Origin of the sequence: Thermanaerothrix solaris (assembly GCF_032334255.1) — a bacterium.
Classification (GTDB): domain Bacteria; phylum Chloroflexota; class Anaerolineae; order Anaerolineales; family Anaerolineaceae; genus Thermanaerothrix; species Thermanaerothrix solaris.
The window spans coordinates 148455-170207 of the sequence record NZ_JAUHMF010000001.1 but is presented as its reverse complement, the minus strand read 5'-3'; the positions used below and the strand labels follow the sequence as shown (position 1 = coordinate 170207).

General features: G+C 50.7%; 24 protein-coding genes, 1 tRNA gene and 1 pseudogene. 16 read left to right on the top strand and 10 right to left on the bottom strand.

From position 1 onward, the window contains the following. Positions 1 to 7: 7 nt before the first annotated feature. From QYE77_RS00785 to QYE77_RS00765, 6 genes and pseudogenes are all read left to right on the top strand, one after another. Positions 8 to 958 (top strand): type II secretion system F family protein, encoded by a 951-nt coding sequence (locus QYE77_RS00785; protein WP_315623314.1) that lies wholly within the window; start codon positions 8 to 10, stop codon positions 956 to 958. Between the two features lie 11 nt (positions 959 to 969). Beyond that, positions 970 to 1194: pseudogene (locus tag QYE77_RS15300) on the top strand (double zinc ribbon domain-containing protein); the annotation flags it as partial. A 21-nt stretch (positions 1195 to 1215) separates the two neighbouring features. Next, positions 1216 to 1734 carry a ComF family protein gene (locus QYE77_RS00780; RefSeq protein ID WP_315623312.1) on the top strand — a complete coding sequence of 173 codons (519 nt, stop codon included), beginning with the start codon at positions 1216 to 1218 and terminating at the stop codon, positions 1732 to 1734. A gap of 59 nt (positions 1735 to 1793) precedes the next feature. Continuing rightward, positions 1794 to 2369, top strand: a complete 576-nt coding sequence (hpf, locus tag QYE77_RS00775; protein WP_315623310.1) for a ribosome hibernation-promoting factor, HPF/YfiA family — start codon at positions 1794 to 1796, stop codon at positions 2367 to 2369. Between the two features lie 131 nt (positions 2370 to 2500). Next, positions 2501 to 3064, top strand: coding sequence for an elongation factor P (gene efp / locus QYE77_RS00770; RefSeq protein ID WP_315623308.1), 564 nt, complete (start codon positions 2501 to 2503; stop codon positions 3062 to 3064). Positions 3065 to 3427: 363 nt separating this feature from the next. Next, a complete protein-coding gene (locus QYE77_RS00765; protein ID WP_315623306.1) occupies positions 3428 to 4648 on the top strand; it encodes a DinB family protein in 1221 nt (406 codons plus the stop codon). Here QYE77_RS00765 and QYE77_RS00760 read toward each other — a convergent pair. Beyond that, complete coding sequence (locus tag QYE77_RS00760) at positions 4645 to 5583, bottom strand: hypothetical protein (RefSeq protein ID WP_315623304.1); 939 nt, start codon at positions 5581 to 5583, stop codon at positions 4645 to 4647. The two genes, QYE77_RS00765 and QYE77_RS00760, sit on opposite strands and share 4 nt — an antisense overlap. 198 nt (positions 5584 to 5781) lie before the next feature. Here QYE77_RS00760 and ftsH point away from each other — a divergent pair, with 198 nt between their 5' ends. Further along, positions 5782 to 7641: an ATP-dependent zinc metalloprotease FtsH gene (gene ftsH / locus QYE77_RS00755; protein WP_315623303.1), complete on the top strand. Its 1860-nt coding sequence runs from the start codon at positions 5782 to 5784 to the stop codon at positions 7639 to 7641. Positions 7642 to 7694: 53 nt separating this feature from the next. Here the strand turns inward: ftsH and QYE77_RS00750 are convergent, their stop codons facing one another. Then, positions 7695 to 8129, bottom strand: coding sequence for a hypothetical protein (locus QYE77_RS00750; RefSeq protein WP_315623301.1), 435 nt, complete (start codon positions 8127 to 8129; stop codon positions 7695 to 7697). A gap of 304 nt (positions 8130 to 8433) precedes the next feature. Between QYE77_RS00750 and QYE77_RS00745 the strand changes: the two genes are divergently transcribed. Then, entirely contained in the window at positions 8434 to 9390 is a 957-nt protein-coding gene (locus QYE77_RS00745) for a tyrosine-type recombinase/integrase (RefSeq protein WP_315623299.1), read from the top strand. Positions 9391 to 9549: 159 nt separating this feature from the next. On the opposite strand, the gene QYE77_RS00740 is transcribed toward QYE77_RS00745, so the two are convergent. The 8 genes from QYE77_RS00740 to QYE77_RS00705 form a co-directional block, all read right to left on the bottom strand. Further along, positions 9550 to 9948, bottom strand: coding sequence for a phBC6A51 family helix-turn-helix protein (locus tag QYE77_RS00740; protein WP_315623297.1), 399 nt, complete (start codon positions 9946 to 9948; stop codon positions 9550 to 9552). Between the two features lie 6 nt (positions 9949 to 9954). Then, positions 9955 to 10176: a hypothetical protein gene (locus QYE77_RS00735; RefSeq protein WP_315623295.1), complete on the bottom strand. Its 222-nt coding sequence runs from the start codon at positions 10174 to 10176 to the stop codon at positions 9955 to 9957. Positions 10177 to 10232: 56 nt separating this feature from the next. Continuing rightward, on the bottom strand, positions 10233 to 10901 hold the full coding sequence (locus QYE77_RS00730) for a hypothetical protein (RefSeq protein WP_315623293.1): 669 nt from the start codon (positions 10899 to 10901) through the stop codon (positions 10233 to 10235). Between the two features lie 51 nt (positions 10902 to 10952). Beyond that, the gene (locus QYE77_RS00725; RefSeq protein WP_315623291.1) at positions 10953 to 11216 is read right to left on the bottom strand and encodes a hypothetical protein; all 264 of its coding nucleotides are present in this window, start codon (positions 11214 to 11216) and stop codon (positions 10953 to 10955) included. Further along, positions 11206 to 11586 (bottom strand): hypothetical protein, encoded by a 381-nt coding sequence (locus QYE77_RS00720; RefSeq protein WP_315623289.1) that lies wholly within the window; start codon positions 11584 to 11586, stop codon positions 11206 to 11208. Before QYE77_RS00720 ends, QYE77_RS00725 begins: the two co-directional genes overlap by 11 nt. A 131-nt stretch (positions 11587 to 11717) precedes the next feature. Next, positions 11718 to 13868 (bottom strand): phage/plasmid primase, P4 family, encoded by a 2151-nt coding sequence (locus QYE77_RS00715; RefSeq protein ID WP_315623287.1) that lies wholly within the window; start codon positions 13866 to 13868, stop codon positions 11718 to 11720. Further along, positions 13846 to 14235, bottom strand: a complete 390-nt coding sequence (locus QYE77_RS00710; protein WP_315623285.1) for an HTH domain-containing protein — start codon at positions 14233 to 14235, stop codon at positions 13846 to 13848. The genes QYE77_RS00715 and QYE77_RS00710 overlap by 23 nt, the downstream gene beginning before the upstream one ends. Next, entirely contained in the window at positions 14219 to 14410 is a 192-nt protein-coding gene (locus tag QYE77_RS00705; protein WP_315623283.1) for a hypothetical protein, read from the bottom strand. The genes QYE77_RS00710 and QYE77_RS00705 overlap by 17 nt, the downstream gene beginning before the upstream one ends. A 135-nt stretch (positions 14411 to 14545) precedes the next feature. On the opposite strand from QYE77_RS00705, the gene QYE77_RS00700 reads away from it, so the two are divergent. From QYE77_RS00700 to prfB, 8 genes are all read left to right on the top strand, one after another. Then, positions 14546 to 15262: a hypothetical protein gene (locus QYE77_RS00700; protein ID WP_315623281.1), complete on the top strand. Its 717-nt coding sequence runs from the start codon at positions 14546 to 14548 to the stop codon at positions 15260 to 15262. Positions 15263 to 15482: 220 nt separating this feature from the next. Continuing rightward, positions 15483 to 15564: transfer RNA gene (locus tag QYE77_RS00695), tRNA-Leu, on the top strand. Positions 15565 to 15601: 37 nt separating this feature from the next. Beyond that, positions 15602 to 17104 (top strand): trigger factor, encoded by a 1503-nt coding sequence (tig, locus tag QYE77_RS00690; RefSeq protein ID WP_315623279.1) that lies wholly within the window; start codon positions 15602 to 15604, stop codon positions 17102 to 17104. Positions 17105 to 17129: 25 nt separating this feature from the next. Further along, on the top strand, positions 17130 to 17735 hold the full coding sequence (locus QYE77_RS00685) for an ATP-dependent Clp protease proteolytic subunit (protein WP_299028337.1): 606 nt from the start codon (positions 17130 to 17132) through the stop codon (positions 17733 to 17735). A gap of 97 nt (positions 17736 to 17832) precedes the next feature. Next, positions 17833 to 18630, top strand: coding sequence for an HAD-IIA family hydrolase (locus tag QYE77_RS00680; RefSeq protein WP_315623276.1), 798 nt, complete (start codon positions 17833 to 17835; stop codon positions 18628 to 18630). Further along, positions 18627 to 19694: a dual-specificity RNA methyltransferase RlmN gene (gene rlmN / locus QYE77_RS00675; protein ID WP_315623274.1), complete on the top strand. Its 1068-nt coding sequence runs from the start codon at positions 18627 to 18629 to the stop codon at positions 19692 to 19694. The genes QYE77_RS00680 and rlmN overlap by 4 nt, the downstream gene beginning before the upstream one ends. A gap of 21 nt (positions 19695 to 19715) precedes the next feature. Continuing rightward, a complete protein-coding gene (gene ftsY, locus QYE77_RS00670) occupies positions 19716 to 20627 on the top strand; it encodes a signal recognition particle-docking protein FtsY (protein WP_315623272.1) in 912 nt (303 codons plus the stop codon). A 15-nt stretch (positions 20628 to 20642) separates the two neighbouring features. After that, positions 20643 to 21753, top strand: a protein-coding gene (prfB, locus tag QYE77_RS00665) for a peptide chain release factor 2 (RefSeq protein ID WP_315623270.1) whose coding sequence is annotated in 2 segments (ribosomal slippage) — positions 20643 to 20708 and positions 20710 to 21753 — 1110 coding nt in all. Because the reading frame shifts where the segments join, the coding sequence is not laid out codon by codon here.

Genomic DNA, 21753 nt, shown 5'->3' with positions numbered 1-21753 from the left:
GTGAGGTATGGGTTTGGTAATTGCTCTGTTTGTGTTTATTATCGTTGGTGTCATCATCTTAACGGTCATTGGGTTACGCAACCCCGAATTAGCCAGCGAACGCGCTCTCCAGGCCCGCCTCGAAGAGTTCAGCCGCACCGGAGAACCAGTAGATTTACGCAAACTAGAACTCTCTCAACCTTTCACAGAACGCGTTATCTTCCCTCTTGCGCGAAAATTAGGCGAGTTTGCATCTCGCTTTACGCCCGCTAATATTATTCAAAATTACAATAAGCGTCTAGAATTGGCTGGCGTTACCGGCTTTTGGGATGGTGGTCTCATCCTAGTATCACAAGGGCTGCTTGCCGTTGTGTTCGGCGGTTTGATATTTCTTCTCTTCACCCTCGGACCCAACCGCCAACCGCTTGGAACTGCTCTCCTTTTCTCTTTTGTCTTTGCCCTATTGGGTTTTGTTTTCCCTATCATGCTGCTCTCCAGCCGTATCTCTCGCCGGCAACGTGAGATTCGCAAAGCTATGCCTGACGCATTAGACCTCTTGACTATCTGTGTAGAAGCCGGATTAGGATTCGATGCTGCTATGCAAAAAGTAAGCGAAAAATGGCAAAGCGAACTCTCACTAGCGTTTGCCCGCGCCATTCAGGAAATTCAATTAGGAAAAACACGCCGAGAAGCTCTGCGTACCATGGCTGAGCGTATCGGAATTCCCGAGATGACTTCGTTCGTTGCCGCCGTGATACAAAGTGAAATGTTAGGTGTAAGTCTGGCAAAAGTTCTACGCATTCAGTCCGAGCAAATGCGAATCCGACGCCGACAACGCGCAGAGGAAGAAGCACACAAAGCCCCATTGAAAATGCTTATTCCAATGGCTCTATTAATCTTTCCGTCACTAATGATCGTGCTGCTTACCCCAGCGGCTCTGCGTTTAATGCATTCCGCTTTGGCTGGCATCTTCCGCTAAACGAATCAATTTTGAGAATAGAAAGCCTATCGTTTCCTATAACTTTTACCCTATCCCACGCGTTTTGGAGCGTAATAGATTGGGTTTTCCCACCCGTGTGTGTGGGGTGCGGTACCGCAGGATATCGTCTTTGTCCAAACTGCCGCGAACAAATTAAATCCATTGATCTTAATCAGATTTGTTCTCGGTGCGGTATCCCTTATTTTCCCACTGATCCGCTTTCAGATACGTTATGCCCTGCATGTCAGGAGACCTCAGTGCCAATTCCCCCAATCCGCTCATGGGCGATATATCAGGGGCCATTACGTAAAGCGATCCATGGGCTAAAATACCATCGCAACTTAGCCCTAGGTGATTACTTTGCTCCAGCATTGATTCAGGTACTCGCGGCACAAAATTGGAATATTGATCTCATAATTCCCGTGCCCCTCAGCCCCAATCGCCGACGTCAGCGTGGCTATAACCAGGCTGAAATTCTGGCCTTCCCATTAGCACTGGCTATTCATAAACCCTTAATTTCACACGCACTTATTAAAAACCGCGAAACGCCCTCTCAAGTAGGGCGTTCCGCAAATGAACGCCAGGAGAACGTCAAAAATGCCTTCTTCGCCCATCCCCGATTTGTATCCGGTCGCAGCATTCTATTGGTTGACGATGTTGTCACCACTGGCGCAACAATGAGCGCATGTGCCGAAGCCTTGCTCAACGCGGGTGCCCATTCTGTTTATGGCCTTACTTTAGCACGAGCCTTATCGCATTCAGATGACCAACTTTAAGATATACTTGAATTAGGCCCCGAAAATACTGCGGGCGCAAAAACTTTGGAGGACGACTTATGAGCATGAATATTGAAATATTTACCCGCAATTTGGACTTGAACGACCGTATTAAAGAGTATGTTCATAAAAAGGTTTCCAAACTCGAGCGTTTGATTAATGAAGCTGAAGAAACGCGCGTGGATCTGGCTTATGTCAAATCGGCTCGCAATGCCGCAGATCGTCAGGTTGCTCAAATCACTTTACGCGGCCCGGGATTCATCCTGCGGGTTGAAGAACGTTCTGATGATCTTTTTGCTGCCATCGATGAGGCTATTGATAAAATGCAACGCCAAATCTCCCGCTATAAAGGAAAGCACTATCGTGGACGCGGAGATGGTACACCCGCCTCAGCAGTAGCCGCAGTAGTATCACCCGCCGAGGCACAAGAGACTGAAGAAGAGGAAATGCCGATCATTGCTCGTCGCAAAACGTTTACGTTGGCTCCTATGGACGAAATGGAAGCCATTGAACAGATGAAACTCTTGGGACACGAGAACTTCTTTGTGTTTTATAATGCCAACACCAATGCTATCAACGTCCTTTATCGCAGAAGGGATGGCACATACGGGCTTATTGAGCCCAAAATAGGTTAAAATCACAAGCGTATCCCCCTCAATATTGAGGGGGAATTTTTTGCCACGCGTCAGAGTTTGACTTGCCAAGCCGTAACCCATGCGCTATAATCCGCCCTGCAACTCTAACAGGCAAAGAAGGAGTTTTTATCATGATTGACGTTAGTGATCTCCGGAAAGGCGTAACCTTTGAACTTGATGGCAATCTGTATAAGGTGCTGGAATATCATCATCATAAACCCGGGCGAGGAAATGCCATTATCCGCATTAAGGCACGTAACCTCCGCTCTGGGGCTACCATAGAGAAAACCTTTGTGTCCGGCGAACGGGTGCAGGATATTCGCCTGGATTATCATACGGCGCAATACCTATACAATGATGGGGACACGTACTATTTTATGGACACCGAAACTTTCGAGCAATACCCTATCCGCGCCGAGATTCTGGGCGAATCGGCTGGCTTTCTAAAAGAAAATCTGGAAGTGAAATTAACTTTCTACAATAATGAACCTTTAGACATTGAACTTCCTACTACCGTAGATCTTGAAGTCGTCCAGGCCGAGGTTGCCGTCAAGGGAGATACGGCCACAGGTGTGACCAAAACCGTGACCGTTGAAACTGGAATGCAGATCCAGGTTCCGGCATTTGTTGAAGTCGGTGATATCATCCGCGTGGATACCCGAACCGGGGAGTATGTAACGCGCGTCCAAGCCTAAACCAAGTGTTATTGCCCAACCATGTGATTCTCATGCGCACCCCAGCCGGAACCGAATGCCCATTCTTTTATGGGAACTATTTTCGAGGTCGAACCCAGGAAGAATGTCGCCTTATCGGTCCGGCTCGTCCACCTAATCATTGGACTCCTGCTTTATGCTCTACGTGTCCTGTTCCTCGAATCGTTCAGGCAAATGCTTGCCCCTATCTTATTCTTCAGGCACGCGTAGAGCGTCAGTGGCTGGGGTTGCGAAAACATGTTAAGGTAACTGCCTTCTGTCAGAAAGTTCAACATGGGGTTGCTCAACCCGAAATTGGTTGCGGCGAGTGCCACCCCTTACCTCCATCTTTCTTGAGCGCCACCGATGACTCTAACCATATTGATTGACCTTGATGATACCTTACTAATTAACAATGCCAATTTATTTCAAGAGATTTACTTGAAGGCTCTGGCTGAACATCTCAAGTCATATGTTCCGCCAGAGAAATTGATATCTCAACTCTTATCCGCAACCCGTGCCATGTATAAAAAGAAAACCCCGCAGGGCACATTAAAAGAGACCTTCGATGCCCATTTCTATCCCGCCCTTGGGGTTTCCCCTTCTTTATTACAACCACTTATAGATGAATTCTATATACAAATTTTTCCAACTCTAAGTTGTTACACTCAACCACGCCTCGAAGCCATTGACTTAATTCAAACGGCTTTATCTCATGGTCATCGGGTAGTTATTGCAACCAATCCCCTATTCCCTCGGGTTGCAATTTTAGAAAGGTTACGATGGGCAAACCTACCACCCGACACCTATCCCTTTACGTTGATACCAGATTATGAAACGTTTCACTTCTGCAAGCCCCATCCCGCCTTTCTAGCCGAGATACTAGCGACATTACGCTGGCCCGAGGATCCTGCGGTAATGATCGGCAACAGTTTAGATGAAGACATCCTCCCTGCAGAGGCTCTTGGTTTACCTACCTACTGGGTCAACGAGACCTTTCAGTCCCCTACCGACCAAAGGCATCCTCTAAGTTCCCAAGGCCCCCTTTCTGGGGTTGGGGCTTGGTTAAGCACGATTGAAAACAATACTGGTGGTATCGAGTTAAAAACACCTGCCGCAATTCTAGCCGTTCTGGCTGTCACACCAGCCGCTATAGAAAACCTGACCCGTGACTTACCCCCTGTCCTCTGGATGGTTCGTCCTGCCCCGCAGGAATGGGCAGTGAATGAAATTATTTGTCATCTACGGGATGTAGATGCCGAAGTCAATTTACCCCGCCTATCGGCCATTTTATCCAGTGACAATCCTTTTATCGCCGGAATAGACACCGACAATTGGGCGGAAGCACGCAACTACCACGCTCAGGATGGCACCGAGGCTCTCCGTTCCTTTATGGCTACACGAATGCTCATTCTTAACCAATTAGAGCCCCTAACACCAAACGATTGGCAACGGACAGCCCGTCACGCTATCTTTGGTCACACCTCCCTGCAAGAGCTCATGGGCTTTGTCGCAACCCATGACCAAACACACATTCGTCAAATCGGAAACACCATTGATCAAGTGCGCATGAGCCCTTCGGACTAACGCTCTGTCCCAGTCTCAGCACTGGCTCCAGAAGACGTAGGGGATGTTTCAACGCGAAACACATCCAAAATGCGGCGCACAATCTCGTAGACCACATTCTGCTTAAAGCCAGATATCCACGCTAGAACGTAGATCACAAAGGCCGAACGAATATTTAAACCGGGTTCAACCCCCGCAGTAAGCGAGAAAAAGCCGGCCTGAATGACCAGAAAGATAAATCCACCTAACATTACCCCCAGTACCGGATTGGTGAGATACCACAATGCGTATTGAGGATCAAAATCCTGCTCTTTCGCGATATGCTTCCACAACGCATAGAGGGCTCCAACCACCCCACCTAGCCCTCCCCAAATTAGACTGCTCAACAAATGAACCAGGTTAACTTCAGTGATCGGGCTAGAATTGCGAATTATTTCATAAGTAGGTACTGTGTTGATCTGGATCAGTATCCAGATAAGAATAATGAACCAAATCACCTCATAGAAAAACAGAGGTATTCCAACCCTTCGCGAGGCTCTGGCCATCCGCTCACGAAAGGCTAAATGATACTCCACTTCGCTTAAAAGACGTTCCGCTTCTTCATAGTAGGAACTTCCCTGGCTAACCAGATTTTGGGCCTGTTCTAACAAATTGAGATAAGCCATTGCTTTTCCGGCATTGTTGAGTTCGGTTTTGATTTTGAGTCGCACTTTCTCTACCCGTTGGCTAAAAATATGTGGAAATGCTGCTTGCCTTTCAGATTCCTCAGCGGTTGACGATTCCCCGAGCGAGGAATGAGGTGCTGGCGTTGCAGGCGGATTAGAATTAGCAGCCTCTGAAGCCACAGAGCCGATCGGATTTTCTTCCGAGGTTACTGGATCCATGACGGCACCAGAAACAATATTAACAATACCCTCTGCCGCAGCTGTGTTTGATTTTGCCTCTTGATCGGACATCTCTTCCTCCTTATTCTGAGGATATTTTGAGTATATCCACGCCAAATTGGGCTGTCAAACGAGGAAAGGATTAAGAAGGCTGTACGAGCCACCAAGCAGTTTTTATTTATCCTGGTATCTTGGTGTTTAGATTGGTATAATTCCTCCCTAGAGAAAGCAAGGAGAAAATTTACAGGTTAATAACTGACGGAGGTCAGTGTGAATTCACGCAACCAATCTTACATCATCTACCTGCTGCTGTTCGTAGCCATCATTGTCATGGTGGTCTACAATTTCAGCCAGCGGGGAAGTACGTCAGAGGTTTCAATCAATCAACTGGCTGAAGATATCAAACAAGGGCGCGTCAGTAAAATCGAAGAGAATGAAAATCGTCTGCGCGTTGTATACAAGGACCTGACAGAAGCAATCTCTACGAAGGAAGCTGATGCCACCCTGGTTGAGCAATTGCTCAATTTGGGTGTGACCCAAGAGCAACTTCATCCGAACAATATTAGCATCATCATCAAACCCCCAAGCCCCTGGTTAGGTGTAATTACAGCCTTGGGGTACATATTGCCTTTCCTCATTCTCATCGGGGCGTTCTTCTTTATCTTTCGCCAAGCCCAAGGCACTAACAACGCAGCCATGTCATTTGGAAAATCGCGGGCGCGAATGTTCACCGGGGACCATCCGACGGTAACCTTTGCCGATGTGGCTGGCGTAGACGAAGCCAAAGAAGAACTCAGAGAAGTCGTGGAATTCCTGCGCGAGCCGCAAAAATTTATCGCTCTGGGTGCGCGTATCCCCAAGGGTGTGCTTCTGGTTGGTCCCCCAGGCACGGGAAAAACATTGCTGGCAAAAGCCGTTTCGGGAGAAGCCGGTGTACCTTTCTTCTCAATTTCCGGTTCTGAGTTTGTGGAAATGTTCGTAGGTGTTGGTGCCAGCCGGGTACGCGACCTCTTTGACCAGGCCAAGCGACACTCGCCCTGCATTGTTTTCGTAGACGAAATAGACGCGGTTGGACGTCAGCGTGGTGCCGGACTGGGCGGTAGTCATGATGAACGGGAGCAGACTTTGAACCAATTGCTGGTCGAAATGGATGGCTTTGACACCGACACAAACATTATTATCATGGCCGCCACAAACCGTCCAGATATCCTGGATCCCGCTCTGCTACGCCCAGGGCGTTTTGATCGCCGGGTCGTTCTGGATCGTCCCGATGTCCGAGGACGCGAAGCAATATTACGCGTCCATGTGAAAGGGAAACCCTTAGATAGCGATGTAGATCTTTCCATACTGGCACGCGCCACCCCTGGTTTTGTCGGTGCTGATCTCGAAAATCTCGTTAACGAAGCCGCCATCCTCGCCGCGCGTCGCAACCGCAAAAGCATTTCCATGGCCGAGTTTGAGGAAGCGATTGAACGCGTTATCGCCGGGCCAGAGCGCAAGAGCCGCCTGATTAGCCAGGAAGAAAAACGCATTATTGCCTATCATGAAGCCGGGCACGCTGTAGTGATGAACGCCCTTCCCGAGGCCGACCCAGTGCAAAAGGTCTCGATTATCGCGCGCGGTATGGCTGCAGGTTATACCCTCTCGTTACCCCAGGAGGATCGCACCCTCATGCCGCGCAAGAAACTTATTGCTGAGATGGTAGGGCTACTGGGAGGACGTGCTGCTGAGGAATTAGTCTTTGACGACATCACATCAGGTGCCGGCAACGATCTGGAACGCGTTACCCAACTGGCACGAACTATGGTTACTCGCTTAGGCATGAGCGAAGAACTCGGGCCAATGGTTTACGGCCAGAAAGAAGAATTGATCTTCCTTGGGCGTGAAATTGCTGAACAACGAGATTACTCTGAAGCCGTGGCCGAACAGATTGACCGCGAAGTTCGTCGCCTTGTCAATGAAGCCTATCAAAAGGCACGCCAGTTGCTGATTCAATATCGCGACAAACTGGATGCTGTGGCTCAGCGCTTGTTAGAGGTTGAAACGCTCTCCCGAGAAGAATTTGAAGCCATCTTTCCACCACCGGTGCCGAAGCATAGCGGTATTCCCAGCATGGTTTCTAATAACTGAGTTAAAGCCCCCTGACATTGAAAGAGCGCCCTGAAAGGCGCTCTTTTTTCTTCTCATTCCCTTTCTTTTGTAAATGACTTCAATTTTAGTTTTTCCCAGGCACCACTCCAGGGAGTCCCCAAACGATGTCGCGCGGGAACTTCGACATGAGACACTTTTCCTGCAATATCTCCGACCAATTGAGCAACCAAGTCCCAATCCTCCTCGGTGATAGCCTTCCTTAAGTTCTGGCTTATTGTTTGAGTCCATTCCCAATCGAGTCTAAAACGATCCGCCTTTAACCAGTACCCCCGTTTTTCCCACGCTTTTACGGTATCATCGATATTTTGGGTAATATCTTCTAGCGCAAGTACGAGAAAGGCAACCAGATCGCGCGTTTGGGCATCAATCACCCCTCTGTGCATCAATTCGCGCACGGCTAACGCCAACGCTCTCATCAATGTCTGGCGTTGCTTTCCTACGCCCTCGGTTTGGATAACGCGGCTCAAAGGTCCTCCTATGCGGATACAGGATTTAATTGCCCAAATTATAGCCTATATTGGTTGGCATTATTAAACAAACGGCTGTAATCAAACCGTCCCATGCTTATTTGTCCAGGAGGGATCCTTCATCCCACGGTCATTGACGTTAAGGATAGTTCTGCTTATAATTCCGCCTGCTAGGGGAAGTGCTGGAATTGGCAGACAGGCGTGACTTAGGATCACGTCAACTGGTCAAGCAACCACTCTTCCGCAAATATGGCGGTACAACGAATAGCCACCCACACAGATACGGCATTTTGGAGGGTGGCTTATGTCTTCTTCAAAAATACGGCACATTACCCGCAATCATGTTTTTACCTTCGGTTTGGATCACCTCAGCACCGCCGTTGAAGCCTTCATCATAGATAGGCAATCCAGCGGACTATCTCCCAATACCATCCAGTTTTATCGAAACTGCCTCAGGCGATTTATTCAGTTTTGCGATAGCCAGGCAATCACCCAAATTGACCAGGTCGCACCGGATACCATCCGGGCTTATCTTTTGTGGCTGGAACAGAACGGCCACAATCCCAGCGGTCGCCACGCACATTATCGCACTTTGCGGGCCTTCATGTTTTGGCTTGAGTCTGAATTAGGCGAAGATACTTACCGCGCCCCCATCCGCAAGGTCAAACCGCCTAAAGTGCCAAAAGAGATTATCGAAGGTGTCAGCCTGGATGACGTTCAGCGGATGATTGACGCATGCAAGGGCAACCGCTTTACCGATTTACGGGATAAAGCCCTTCTGCTTTTCTTGCTGGATACCGGAACACGCGCCAGCGAAGCCCTTGCCATTGACCTTGCCGATGTGGACTTTGCCACCGGCGGCGTCCTGATCCGCAAAGGCAAAGGGAATAAATCCCGCATGGTCTACTTTGGCAGGAATACCCGCCGCGCCATCACCGCTTACCTCAAAAGCCGTGAAGATGATCATCCTGCCCTGTGGGTCAACGAGAAAGGCGAACGCCTTACCCGCTACGGGCTGGATAAAACCTTACGCTTGCGTGCCAAACAAGCCGGTATCACCAACCCACCCAGTGCGCATGATTTTCGCCGGGCTTTTGCCCTGAATATGCTACGATCGGGGTGCGACGTGTTCACCCTTCAGCGGCTCATGGGACACAGTGATCTAACCGTCTTGCGCCGGTATCTTGCACAGAACGAAAACGACTTACAGCAAGCCCATCAGCGGTTTAGCCCTGTAGAAAATTTGACCAGGAAAGGATAAAACAGCCTGAATTTTCCCTACATAAAGCCTAGAAAGCCCGTTCTGCTTGCAGTGGTTTGCCAAAGAACGGGCTTTCCTGGCTACGGGCAAATCTCAGGCTTTGGCTGCTCAGTATGGCAGACATGGCCACTAAACTAAAAAACTGACGTTTTCCTAAACCTAGTCCGAAGGCGGCATCTCGGCCTGCGCAGCCTCAACCTTGCGTTCAAGTTCCGCCAGGCGGGCTTCAAGTTCAACCGCATTCCGAAAACGCAAGACGGCATCCAGTACCGTTTTAGCAGCCGCAAGCCGTGCGCCTGGCAGGCGGCGGTCGCTGACCAGGTCGGATAACGCATCGAGTGCGCCACTCTGCATACTGAGCAGCCTCCGCATGGCGTTTGCAAGCAGTTCGGCTTCCGCATCCGCAAGGGCAGCCTTAAAAGCGTCCTGCTTCGCCCAGCGGTAGAATGTGGCGCGGTTTATCCCTAACTGCCTGGTAGCGGCCGTCACCGACTGGCCAGCAAGTAAGGCCTCAATCAAGCGTCTTTGTTTAGCCGTAATCGTCGCCTTTTGACGCATTGTGTCTCATCCGCCAAAGTTTAAAACGTCCCGCAGGGCCTCATGAGAAAAGGGTATTTTCCCATCAAGCACCATGCGCAGATAGCCGATGACGAAAATCATCATGAAAATCTCGGCGTCCGAAGCGTCCGCCAGGTGGGGGGCCTCTCGGTATTGCTCAAACCACTGTCTTTGCTCTGGCGGCATGGCCTCAAGTGCCTGCTCGATTGGCAAGTTCCAAAGGTTCATTGCGTCACCTTATGGGTGGAGCGGCATCAGGCGGTCAGCCATCCGCCGCTCCGCCGTTACCAGTTCAAGTGCAGGGTCTGGTCGTCCCAGCCAGGCAGGGCAGCAACCTTGAAGGACTTCATTTGTGCCGCCCGACGGCCCATGTCAATCGCCGCCTGGACACGGGGGTAATTCTCCTCAAGGACAGCAAGGGCCTTACGCGCCTCTCTCTGCTCAGGCGTCAACAACGGTACTTCGGCCTGGTCAAGCCAATCGAAGACTTGCGGCGCATTCACACGACGGGCAGCCAGGTAATCGGGCAGTTCCTCGCGCAACAGCGCAAGGGTGAAGCGGTCACCGTTTCGCGCGGTCTGGTCAATCAAGTCTTCGATACCACGCAAGAGAGAGGAAGGCTCAGAGAAAGCGTCCAGTTTGCGCCGAATGCGCCCCCAAGCCCGTTGTGCCTTGAGTTCGTTCAGAACGGCAGTTTGCGGGTCGGGTTGTGCGCCGTTCAGAATTTTCTCGGCCTGCTTCTGAATGCGCTCGGCCTCACTTTCCGCTACTTGCTGAAGCCGGTCGAGTTCGGCGATGACTTTGCCAATCAATTGGTCATGCGCCTGGTTTTTGCCTTCACGGGTCAAGGCCGAGTTCAACTCAATCTCCGTGTATGTCGGATACACGCCGAACAGCAGGTTGCCCACCTGCTCAGGAATGCCTTGCAAAGTGCTAAAGTCAAAAGTAGCCATTTTAGCCCTCCAAATATAGAAAAATTGTTCAGAACGGGTGTTCTATACCCATTATAGCACGTTTTGGTCGTCAGCCGTTTTTGGACGGGTCACCTCCGTATACGGCCCAATTTTCGCCAGAAGTTCAAGGCAATCGCCTTCGCTCAGGCCAGGTACAGCCGCCTGAAGCCGCCGCACCTGGTCAAGGATAACGCTCTGGTCAACGGCATCTAGCCGATAAAATGCTCGATACAGCGGATGAAGACGCTCAACTTGACGCCGGTCTAGCTCAATCGCAGGCAGCAATATCAAAGGTGGGCAGTAGTCACCGGCCATTTGTTCGCTCCCTTACCAGCCGTAAGAGTTCATCAGCCACCGCTGGAACATCCGCCAGCGGCACAGCGGGCAGCGTGATCCCATCCCGGCCAAACATATAAAACTTGCCGTGCTTCAGATACCTGCACCCAATGGCCCGCAAAGCCTCCTGTTCGGCATCGGAAAAATACCTGCCGGCCGGAAAGGTGTCAAAGTGGATACGAGCATATTTCCGCCGCGCCGTAACCCGCAAGTAGGGCATCCGGTTTGCCTTGCAATATTGGTAAAAAGCGTTCAAAACCGGCAAAGGCGTGCCTTCCCGCGCAACGATGTAGCCAGTTTCGCAGGCTTGCTCAAAGATTTGTTTGTATTTGCCGCGTAGTGTGGTCATTCCTAACCTCCGATCTTGACTTGGTGACGAAGGGTGACGAGAAAATGGCGTTTTTTGATTTTTCCCCCTTAAGTGGTCACTTAAGAAAGAAAACTTGAAAAGTGGCCTTTTCTCGTCACCTCTCGTAACCGTTATACTCCGATCCCTTTGAAAAACTTTCCGTTCTTTCTCACTTCGCGTTCAAAACCATGTGCCACCATGAGTTTTGAGAATAACTGAATGGACTTCACCGCCTGCGGGACGCCGTTCAAACGGCAGTGCTGCTCATAGGCGGCGAATAGGTCGCTTGCCTTTGTCTCAAGTCGCGGGTCGAGTTTACAGGTCGCCAGAAAATCGGCCAGTGGGTCGCTGTCCGCGCGCCAGGCTTCGGCGGCTTGAACGCACTGCGGCGGCGGGTTCAGTCCTTCCCGCTGGTAAGCCAGACAGCCTTCCAATGCCCAATTCAGGATACCGGGCAGTTCGGCTTGAAGTTTTGCCCTCAGGTTCTTGTCTTGATTTTGTCCCTCAAAGCGCGCAAGGAATGGGATCAGCACCACCCGCCGCCAGAACGCAGGTGAAACGTCCCGCACCTTTGGCAGGTCGTTCGCCGCCAGCCACAATTTAAACTGCGGCATATAGGTTCTCTCGTGTTCGTGCTTTCGCGATCCCGTTACCGGGTCTTGACCGGTAACCAGTTTCAAAACCGCCTCATTCAGTGTGCCAACCGTTGAAGTTTCTACAGCAACCACCAGCCGCGCGCCCTCCAACGCCATCAGGCTTTCCTGGTGGCCGCCTTTGTTCGGGTCAGTGGTAAAGGTTGAAAAACTTGTGCTTTTGGCATAGTCACCCAACAAGGCGCGCAGGGTATCAAGCAACGTAGATTTCCCGTTCAGCCCCCGCGCCCCGTGACAGAAGAAAAACACCTGTTCACGGGTAAGGCCGGTTAGGGTATAACCAACCGCCCGTTGGATGAAGGTAATCATTTCCTGGTCATCCAGGAAGACTTCCATCAAAAACTGCTCCCAACGCGGCGCTTTGGCTTGCGGGTCGTAATGCGTCCCGGCGCATTGGGTCAGGTAATCCTCCGGCTGACCTTCCCGAAAGTCCCCCGTTTCCAGGTCAATCACGCCATTTTTTACGGCCAGCAGTAAAGGTTTTTGATCAAATTCCCTGCCGCTTTTGGCCAGGTTCGGGCGGCTCTTGGCAATCTCCAGCATCGAACGCAGGCGGTAGCCGTTTTCTGAATTCAGTAAAAACGTCATCGTTTTCTTCCGCAAGTCGGCATCTTGAATGCCAAACGCCTGTGCCTGCCGCTCACGGATGGCTTCCAGCGCCAAACGCTCAACCGCACCATCGTCATCTGTCACCCACACCGGCGAACGAAAGACATACCAGCGGCGGGTATCATGCCGGTAGCAGATTTGTTTTTCGTATCGGTCGGCAAAAAATTCACCATTGCCGGCATCGGTCAAGGCATAGCCTGGCTGATAGCGGCATACCGATTGAGCAATCCGGGTGACTTCGGCATCATCCAGCGGCGGCTGGCACTGTGCCTGATTAAGTACCCTCAATGCTGCCAAAATCGCGGGTTCATCCATCCCCGCCCGGCGCATCCGCCCGGCCTCACTGGTCAGCCAGGTGTTCCGTTGCCCTTGTAACACCTTTCCGCCCTGTGCCTGCTGCCCCTGTGGCTTGTGTCCGTTCGGCGTGCTTTGCCCGGCGGTAAGCAGGTTCAGCAACCATCCGGGCAGGTCGGCGGGTTCGTCATTTTCCGGGTCGCTGGACGCCTCCCAAAGGTAGGCATTCCCACTTATGTGAGTTGCCGGCGGCGCAACCACAAAACCGCCGTCGGCGCGAATGTCCAAACCGGGACCAAGCGCACCGTTGGAAGATTTTAGGTATTGAACACCCGCCGGGTATTTGAAGTACAAGTGCCGCCCACCGCCGCCGGTCAAGACTTCAAGGGTGGCAGGTAACCGCCCGAATTTGGCTTCAAGGTCAAGCAAGGTTGCGTCCCCGTCATGACGCGGGTCAACATCCAGCACCACCAGCCCACTTTCGCGCCCGGTCGCAATGCCCACGTTGGCTTCAGGTTGCATCGTCCACCAGGCCGCGATTTGGTCAAGATCAATGGTGGCATCCTTGAAGCCACGCGGGACAAGCGCGCCGATCGGGTGCTTGCCAGGTGATTGACAATTAGGGTTGCCACAGGTACAGCGCCCATTTTGCACCGAATGCACCGGAAAAACGCGCCATCCGCGCAAGGAATACGTCACAAGTTCAGATATCGAGATTGTTTTCATCGTCGCCTTCCCAAAGTTCTAATTGCACCGCATTTGCCAAACCGATAATCTTCACCGCCCGGCGGACGGTTCGCGCTTTCCATTGCTTCACCGCTTCCGGCGCAGGGTCAAGCCAGTAGCCGCTTCCCCCCTTCGCCGTGCTTGATAAAATCGGGTATCCTGCCCGGCGTAGGGCTTCAATCCTTGCGCGAAGTTCCCGCTCCGTACAGCCCCGCGCTGCGGCAAGGTTGCTCATGCTGATCCGCTGGCCAGAGGGCAATTGACGCAAAATGTTCATAAGTGTATAATCAAGGAAGCGAACGCTGCCCCGCGTTCCATGCCCGCCGCCACTAACGGCGGGTTTTGTTTTGTCAATTGGTTTTGCCATGTTCCACCTTAGCCCCGCTTGCGTTTTCTTTGGTTTTCTCTTTGCTTTTTTGAAACGACTTTGAAAGTTCCCGGCGAATGACCGCCGAAGGCGTTAGGAATTCGGTTTCAGCCCGGCGCTGGACTTCTTCCCAAAGCCAGCCAGGAAGCCGAATTGCAAAAATTTTTTGGGACATAGGTCACCTCCTAAAACGGTAATTATTTGATTTACCGTTACTATAATACGATATATTACAACGATTGACAACAATAAAAAAATCTGTTATCATTTTTTTGCCGTTACATAAACCTTAAAAAATTGGAGATTTCCCATGCAAGGACATGCTCAACTGGTTTATCCCCGTTCCTGGACACGCGGCAAGCCCACATTGAAAGGTGATTACATCACCATCAGCCAGCCTGAAGAGTATCAGCCTTACGAATGTGCCAATCTGGTATTTGACTTTTCCGGCTTACGGACGCCAAAGGACGTTACCGCTTTTGTCGGCCAGTACGGACTTTTGAAACGTACTGAAGGGCTTGAAAAAGTCACGGACATTTTGGCGGAAGCGGCGGCAGTAAGGCTTTTGTTCCAAATGGTGATTGCCATCCGCAGGGGAGATATTCATTTTTTGCGTGATATTTGGGATATTTCGGATTTTGCTAAATTGTTTGAAGCCGTACCAAAGAATGATGATGAGTTATTGGCTCAAGCCTCCGTGCTTGTAGCATGGACTATCAACGAAAAACTTGCGGACATTCCTCACGGTCTTATCTCTGAAGCGGCATTCGAAGCGGACGGCGTCAGCGGTTCGCCGGGTAATTTCCTTTGGGTCGTTTATCCCGATAACTTGCTTCAATATATTTACTATCAACTAGCACAAACCATAAACCTGAAAACCCCGCTTGCTTCATGCACCGAATGCGGAAGGATTTTCAAGGTCGAGCATGGCAATCAGGAATATTGCTCCAGCCGTTGCTCCAACCGGGCAAGAATAAGACGCTTCCGAGAAAAACGGCAGCCAGCCAAAAACAGCCGCAATGAGTAGTATCCGATCAAAACACCCAAAACTTACCCTTGTCACATTGTGACAACCCGCTATAATTGTGCTAGCGTCAACGGGTTATTTACACCCAATCTTAAAAAAAACAACCGCAAAAATGGGCTTTTACGGCACATGATTAGCCCATTTTGCGGGTGGCGGGTGGCAAAAATGCACCGCCATATATGGCTTACAATGGGCAAAATCGCCCACTAAGCCAAAATGCGGGGAAGTGCTGGAATTGGCAGACAGGCGTGACTTAGGATCACGTGCCGCAAGGCGTGCGGGTTCGAGTCCCGCCTTCCCCACTAATGCGAAAAACTCTTGAGTGAAAGGATAACTTAGGTGGTGACCATCATCGAAAAAACACTGCGTGAAGATCATCAGGCTTACATCGTAGCCGAATTCGAGCCCGAGGTTTGGGAAAACTATAAACGAAAAGCCACAAAAAAATTGGGTGAAAGGGTTCGCATCCCCGGATTTCGACCGGGTAAAGCCCCATTAGAGATGGTACGCAGGGTGGTCGGCAACGAGGCGGTTGAAGAACTTGCTATTGAATTGCTTGTTGACGAAGAGTATGGCAATGTCCTCACTGCAGCCGAAGTATCACCCGGTGCACCGGGTCGCCTAGAAGACATTATAAGTCGCGATCCCTTACGCTTGGCTTTCACGGTACCCCTAGAGCCAGTGGTTGAACTGGGTGATTACCGCAGCATTCGAATTGAATCTGAAACCCCAACAGTCTCTGAGGAAGAGATTGAAGACTACATCGAAAACGTATTATTGGCTAATTCGATAGCCGAACCCGTAGAACGGCCAGTTCAAGAAGGTGATGTGGTTTACGTCAAGTACCAATGGGCGATCCTCGAAAGTGACAACCAATCGGCTGAATTCTCGGCTCCCGAGTCTGCCGAGTATATTGTGGGCCGAAAGACTGAAACAGAACGTCCTTTCCCTGGTTTTTCCCAACACCTCATTGGTTTGACCGCCGATCAGGAAGTCACTATTGTTCACGACTACCCTGCCGATTGGGAAGATGAAACCCTGCGTGGAAAAAAGGTGGCTTACAAAATTACCGTGCAAAGTGTGAAAGAATTACACATCCCCGAGCTTACCGATGATTTTGTGAAGTCCACCTTCACCGATCTCAACTCAGTGGATGAATTCCGAGCCCGCGTCCGCACCGTGCTCGAGTCCAATCAACGCGCACGGGCAGATGCCGACCTGGCTGAGAAGATGCTGGCGCGCATTCACGAACGAGCCACCTTCAAGTACCCCCCTCAACTCATTGACGAAGAGATCCAGCGCCAGCTAGCCCGATGGGAAAGCGAATTGCAGAAATACGGCCTTAACCTCGATTCCTATCTCCGAATCACAAACAAAGACGCTCAAACGTTCGTCAACGAAACCGTACGCCCTGAAGCGATTAAAGCCTTAGAGCGCCGGCTGTTAATTGACAAACTTATCGCCCAAGAAAATATTCAACTCTCGCAAGAATCCTACCAACGAGCGCTCGAAAGCCTGGCCGGAGAACTCTCCCAACTCCCCAAACGAGAGCAAAAGCGGCTAGATAATCGCCGTATCTCGGCAGAACTGGAGCGTCGTCTCACCAATGAGTTGGTTGGAGAACTGATTGAGCGCCTCAAAGCGATTGCAAATGGGCAACTCGACCAAATCTCAGCCCAAGCCGAAAATGAAGGCCTCCCAAGCGCTGAAACTGTTTCTGAGAAGGTTGAGCCACCCACTCCTGAATCATCACCAGAGAGAGAAGATACTACAGAGGCTGTCCAAGTTGAGCCAAATACAGTAGAATCTAATCCAGAGACGTCCGAAGCGTCTGAAACCTAGAAGATTAGGAAAGTGAAGGGATTTTATGAGTTTGAATAACTTTGACTTAATCATTCCAATGGTCATCGAATCCTCGGCGCGGGGTGAGCGTGCCTATGATATCTATTCGCTCCTGCTCAAAGAGCGGATTATCTTTGTGGGTACCCCGATTGATGACCAGGTCGCCAATCTGATCGTTGCCCAATTGCTTTATCTGAGTCGAGAAGATCCTGAAAAGGGCATCCAGATGTATATTAATTCCCCCGGTGGACAGATCTACGCTGGCTTGGCCATCTATGATACTATGAAGATGATTCCCAACAAAATCAGCACGGTGGCGGTCGGAGTAACTGCATCTTTTGGCACCGTGCTCCTTGCAGCGGGTACCAAGGGTCAGCGCTACGCCCTGCCTCATGCCACGATTCACATGCATCAGCCGTTAGGTGGTGCACAAGGGCAGGCATCGGATATCGAAATCCAGGCGCGAGAGATCCTTCGCCTCAAATCTCAACTTAACCAGATTCTGGCAGAGTGCACCGGACAGCCGCTAGAAGTTATCGAGCGGGATACCGAGCGCGATTTCTACCTGGATGCTTATCAGGCTGTCGAATACGGCATTGTAGATCAGGTGCTGACACCTCCGGAAAAGTAAGGCATTACAGACCTGCTCTGCCGTTATCTTTACACCTATGTAGCCCACTGCGAGCCGGATAGCCCTTGCTGTCCGGCTTGCTCTATCGGAGAGAACGATGATCCAAAACCTCACACCCCCGGTACGCGCTTTGATCCTCGACATGGATGGTGTCCTCTGGCGAGGCGATCAACCCATTGGGAATCTGCCGGCCATTTTCGAGGCCATCCAAACACAAGGCTTGCGCGTGGCCTTAGCCACCAATAACGCTACCCGTACGGCTGAGCAATACGCCCAAAAGCTCCTAAAATTTGGAGTCACATTTGATCCTCACTTTATCGTTACGTCTGCCGATGCCACAGCATATTACTTACATCAGCAATTCCCACACGGCGGCCCGGTTTACATAATTGGCGAAGAAGGACTTCGAAAGGCACTCGCTGAATACGGTTTTTATCCGGTTGAGGATGGGCAAGTCCTCGCTGTGGTCGCTGGCCTGGATCGCCAACTCACCTATGAAAAACTGCGCAAAGCCACTCTTCTCATTCGCCAAGGAATTCCTTTTATTGGCACCAATCCTGATCGCACCTATCCAAGCCCAGAAGGATTGGTGCCCGGTGCAGGCACCGTATTGGCTGCCCTAGAGGCTGCCAGTGATGTGCAACCCACCATTATTGGCAAACCTTTTCCTTTTTTGTTCCAAGTAGCTCTGGAACGTTTGAATTGCGATTCCCATGAAACGCTGGTTGTTGGGGACCGATTAGATACCGATATTCAGGGGGCTCAACAGGCAGGTCTGCGAGCGGCTTTAGTGTTAAGTGGGGTTACTACTGCCGAGGAAGCCAGTCGCTGGTCACCTCCGCCTGTTCTTGTCGCACCCACTCTTGCCCATCTATTAGGTATAAAAGCAAAATGATAGCCAAAGATCTAAACCCTCCAAGCCGGTTTATTCTCGACCTCTCGTTCTCAGAATTGGACCTTGTCCTTCGAGAATGGGGTGAACCTCCCTACCGTGCCGAGCAAATCTGGCGGGGCATTTATCAACAACTATGGACCTCGCCAGATCAATTTACCACCTTACCCAAAAGTCTGCGCCAGAAGTTGGGTGAAGCATTTACATTCAGGTACCTTAAGCCGGTAACTTCATTGCGCTCTAGCGACGGCAATACCACCAAGACCCTGTTCCAATTACCTGATGGATTGGCTATTGAAGCCGTTCTTATGCGGTATGAACGTCGCAATACGCTCTGCATCTCCACCCAAGTGGGCTGTGCGATGGGCTGTGTTTTCTGTGCTACCGGACAAATGGGTTTTAAGCGCCATCTCTCACCCGGGGAAATTGTGGAACAAGTTCTGTATTATGCCCGCCTACTGCGCCAGGAAAACGAAGAGGTCACCAATATTGTTGTCATGGGCATGGGAGAGCCTTTTCACAATTACGATGCTACGATGAAAGCGATAGATATTCTTAACCATCCTTTGGGCATGAACCTAGGCGCCAGACGTTTCACCATTTCCACAGTTGGCTTAGTTCCGGCCATTCGGCGTTTTGCCGCTGAAAAACGGCAAGTCAACCTTGCCATCAGCCTGCATGCCACCCGAGATGAATTACGAAATAGCCTGCTCCCCATCAACCGTAAATATCCCATTCAAGATCTCTTAGCAGCCTGTCGCGATTATGTGGCACAAACGGGACGGCGCATTACCTTTGAATGGGCGCTTATTCAGGGCGTGAACGATTCGGTAGAAACGGCACGAGAATTGGCAACATTGCTCAAAGGGTTACTGTGCCATGTCAATGTCATTCCCCTGAATCCAACCCACCGCTACTCCGGGACAGGAAGCACTCGCGAGCGTGCTAATGCATTTAAGGCAGAGTTGGAACGGCATGGTATTCCCTGCACCGTGCGTATTCGCCGCGGCATAGATATCCAAGCCGGATGCGGACAATTGGCCACATTACACAATTCGAACTCATAGGAGTGATATAATCTACGCGCTATGATTGACCTGATCAATAAATGGAAACAAGGACTTGAACGCACACGCAAAGCCACCTTTGGTCGTCTGGCAGCCCTTTTGGGTGTCAGTGAAATTGACGATAGCACTTGGGAAGATCTTGAGGCACTTCTTCTTCAATCTGATCTAGGAGTAGAAACGACCCAAGAAATTTTGCAGTCTTTACGTCAGCGCGTGCAGCGGGAAGGATTAACCAAGGCGGGCGAACTCAAACAAGCCTTGCGTGAGGAATTGCTTAAACGTTTAGATACTCCCCCTATCCTGGACCTTGACTCGCATCAACCTGCAGTTATCCTTGTCGTAGGGGTCAATGGCTCCGGCAAGACCACTACCATTGCTAAATTGGCTCAATGGTTCAGAAACCAAAACAAGAAAGTTCTTTTGGTTGCGGCTGATACATTTCGTGCTGCCGCTGTAGATCAGTTACAAGTTTGGGCAGAACGCCTCAATCTCCCGATTGTAGCCGGCCAACCCAATGCCGATCCAGGTGCCGTCACGTTCGATGGTATTCAGGCTGCCCTGGCACGAAAAACGGATATCGTCTTAATAGATACAGCCGGACGTCTGCACACCCGATATAATCTTATGGAGGAACTCAAAAAGGTCCACCGCGTGGCGGGCAAGGCTCTCCCCGGAGCGCCGCATGCAGTATGGTTAGTTTTAGATGCCACTACCGGGCAAAACGCTCTTCAGCAGGCGCGCGCTTTTAAAGAGGCGGTTAATGTGAACGGGATTATTCTGGCTAAACTCGATTCCTCCGCCCGTGGGGGAATGGCTTTTGCCATCCAAAGCGTTCTGGGTATCCCCATCCTTTTTGTCGGGCTAGGAGAAACCCCAAGCGATTTGGAAATTTTTGACCCGGAAGCCTTTGTCCAAGGAATTTTAGAAGGTTAGTTTAGGGAGGGTTTTATGCAGGATTTGATTGAACGTCTCGAGAACATAAAACGACATATCCACGATTTACAGGTGCATCTTTGACTTGGATAAAAAACGTGCCGACCTCGAAGCCCTGCAAAAAATAAGCGAGGACCCCAAGCTTTGGGACGACCCAAGCCATGCACAACAAGTCATGAAACGCCTGGCGGAGGTTAAAGAAGAACTCGAGTCCTGGGATCGTCTAACCTTGCGGGTTCAAGACCTTTTAGACTTGGCACAACTTGAGGACGAATCCCTCCGCACCGAAATTGAGCAAGAGGTCGAAGATATTGAGCATGACCTCGAACAGCGCGAACTGGATATTTTACTCTCGGGTCCTTACGATCGTGGCAATGCCATTTTAGCCATTCATGCTGGTGCTGGCGGCGTGGATGCCCAAGATTGGGCTGCCATGCTGCAGCGTATGTATCTGCGATGGGCAGAACGTCATGGCTACGAGGTTGAGATTCTGGATTATTCCGAGGGAGAAGAAGCCGGTATTAAAAGTGTCACCATGGTTATCGCCGGACGAAATGCCTATGGGTACTTAAAAGCCGAAAAAGGAGTTCACCGTCTGGTAAGACTCTCGCCGTTTGATGCCGCTCACCGCCGCCACACCTCATTTGCTCTGGTTGAAGTCCTACCGGAGATTGCCTCAGACAGTGAGGAAATCGTCATTAACCCCAATGACCTACGTATCGATATTTTCCGCTCGTCCAGCGCTGGCGGACAGAATGTTCAGAAAAACGCCACAGCCGTCCGAATTACTCACCTGCCAACCGGCATTGTGGTATCGTGTCAGAATGAACGTTCCCAATTACAAAACCGCGAGAATGCAATGCGCGTCTTGCGCGCTCGATTAGCGGCGTTAAAACAAGAGGAACAAGAGCGTAAATTGGCGGAACTGAAAGGCGAGTACAAAAAAGCCGAATGGGGTAATCAAATTCGTTCCTACGTTCTCCATCCGTATCAAATGGTTAAGGATCATCGTACAGATTATGAAGTGGGTAACACGCAAGCCGTGTTGGATGGTGACCTTGATGGCTTAATTGAAGCCTACTTACGCCAAAGTGCACGGTCGCGTTACGTTTCTACCACGCAGTGA

Excerpts from the sequence above, each read along its gene's own strand:
- QYE77_RS00785 (WP_315623314.1), top strand. The coding sequence starts at position 8 with ATGGGTTTGGTAATTGCTCTGTTTGTGTTTATTATCGTTGGTGTCATC.
- hpf (WP_315623310.1), top strand. The coding sequence starts at position 1,794 with ATGAGCATGAATATTGAAATATTTACCCGCAATTTGGACTTGAACGAC.
- efp (WP_315623308.1), top strand. The coding sequence starts at position 2,501 with ATGATTGACGTTAGTGATCTCCGGAAAGGCGTAACCTTTGAACTTGAT.
- QYE77_RS00765 (WP_315623306.1), top strand. The coding sequence starts at position 3,428 with ATGACTCTAACCATATTGATTGACCTTGATGATACCTTACTAATTAAC.
- QYE77_RS00760 (WP_315623304.1), bottom strand. The coding sequence starts at position 5,583 with ATGTCCGATCAAGAGGCAAAATCAAACACAGCTGCGGCAGAGGGTATT.
- QYE77_RS00745 (WP_315623299.1), top strand. The coding sequence starts at position 8,434 with ATGTCTTCTTCAAAAATACGGCACATTACCCGCAATCATGTTTTTACC.
- QYE77_RS00740 (WP_315623297.1), bottom strand. The coding sequence starts at position 9,948 with ATGCGTCAAAAGGCGACGATTACGGCTAAACAAAGACGCTTGATTGAG.
- QYE77_RS00735 (WP_315623295.1), bottom strand. The coding sequence starts at position 10,176 with ATGAACCTTTGGAACTTGCCAATCGAGCAGGCACTTGAGGCCATGCCG.
- QYE77_RS00730 (WP_315623293.1), bottom strand. The coding sequence starts at position 10,901 with ATGGCTACTTTTGACTTTAGCACTTTGCAAGGCATTCCTGAGCAGGTG.
- QYE77_RS00725 (WP_315623291.1), bottom strand. The coding sequence starts at position 11,216 with ATGGCCGGTGACTACTGCCCACCTTTGATATTGCTGCCTGCGATTGAG.
- QYE77_RS00720 (WP_315623289.1), bottom strand. The coding sequence starts at position 11,586 with ATGACCACACTACGCGGCAAATACAAACAAATCTTTGAGCAAGCCTGC.
- QYE77_RS00715 (WP_315623287.1), bottom strand. The coding sequence starts at position 13,868 with ATGAAAACAATCTCGATATCTGAACTTGTGACGTATTCCTTGCGCGGA.
- QYE77_RS00710 (WP_315623285.1), bottom strand. The coding sequence starts at position 14,235 with ATGGCAAAACCAATTGACAAAACAAAACCCGCCGTTAGTGGCGGCGGG.
- QYE77_RS00705 (WP_315623283.1), bottom strand. The coding sequence starts at position 14,410 with ATGTCCCAAAAAATTTTTGCAATTCGGCTTCCTGGCTGGCTTTGGGAA.
- QYE77_RS00700 (WP_315623281.1), top strand. The coding sequence starts at position 14,546 with ATGCAAGGACATGCTCAACTGGTTTATCCCCGTTCCTGGACACGCGGC.
- QYE77_RS00685 (WP_299028337.1), top strand. The coding sequence starts at position 17,130 with ATGAGTTTGAATAACTTTGACTTAATCATTCCAATGGTCATCGAATCC.
- QYE77_RS00680 (WP_315623276.1), top strand. The coding sequence starts at position 17,833 with ATGATCCAAAACCTCACACCCCCGGTACGCGCTTTGATCCTCGACATG.
- rlmN (WP_315623274.1), top strand. The coding sequence starts at position 18,627 with ATGATAGCCAAAGATCTAAACCCTCCAAGCCGGTTTATTCTCGACCTC.
- ftsY (WP_315623272.1), top strand. The coding sequence starts at position 19,716 with ATGATTGACCTGATCAATAAATGGAAACAAGGACTTGAACGCACACGC.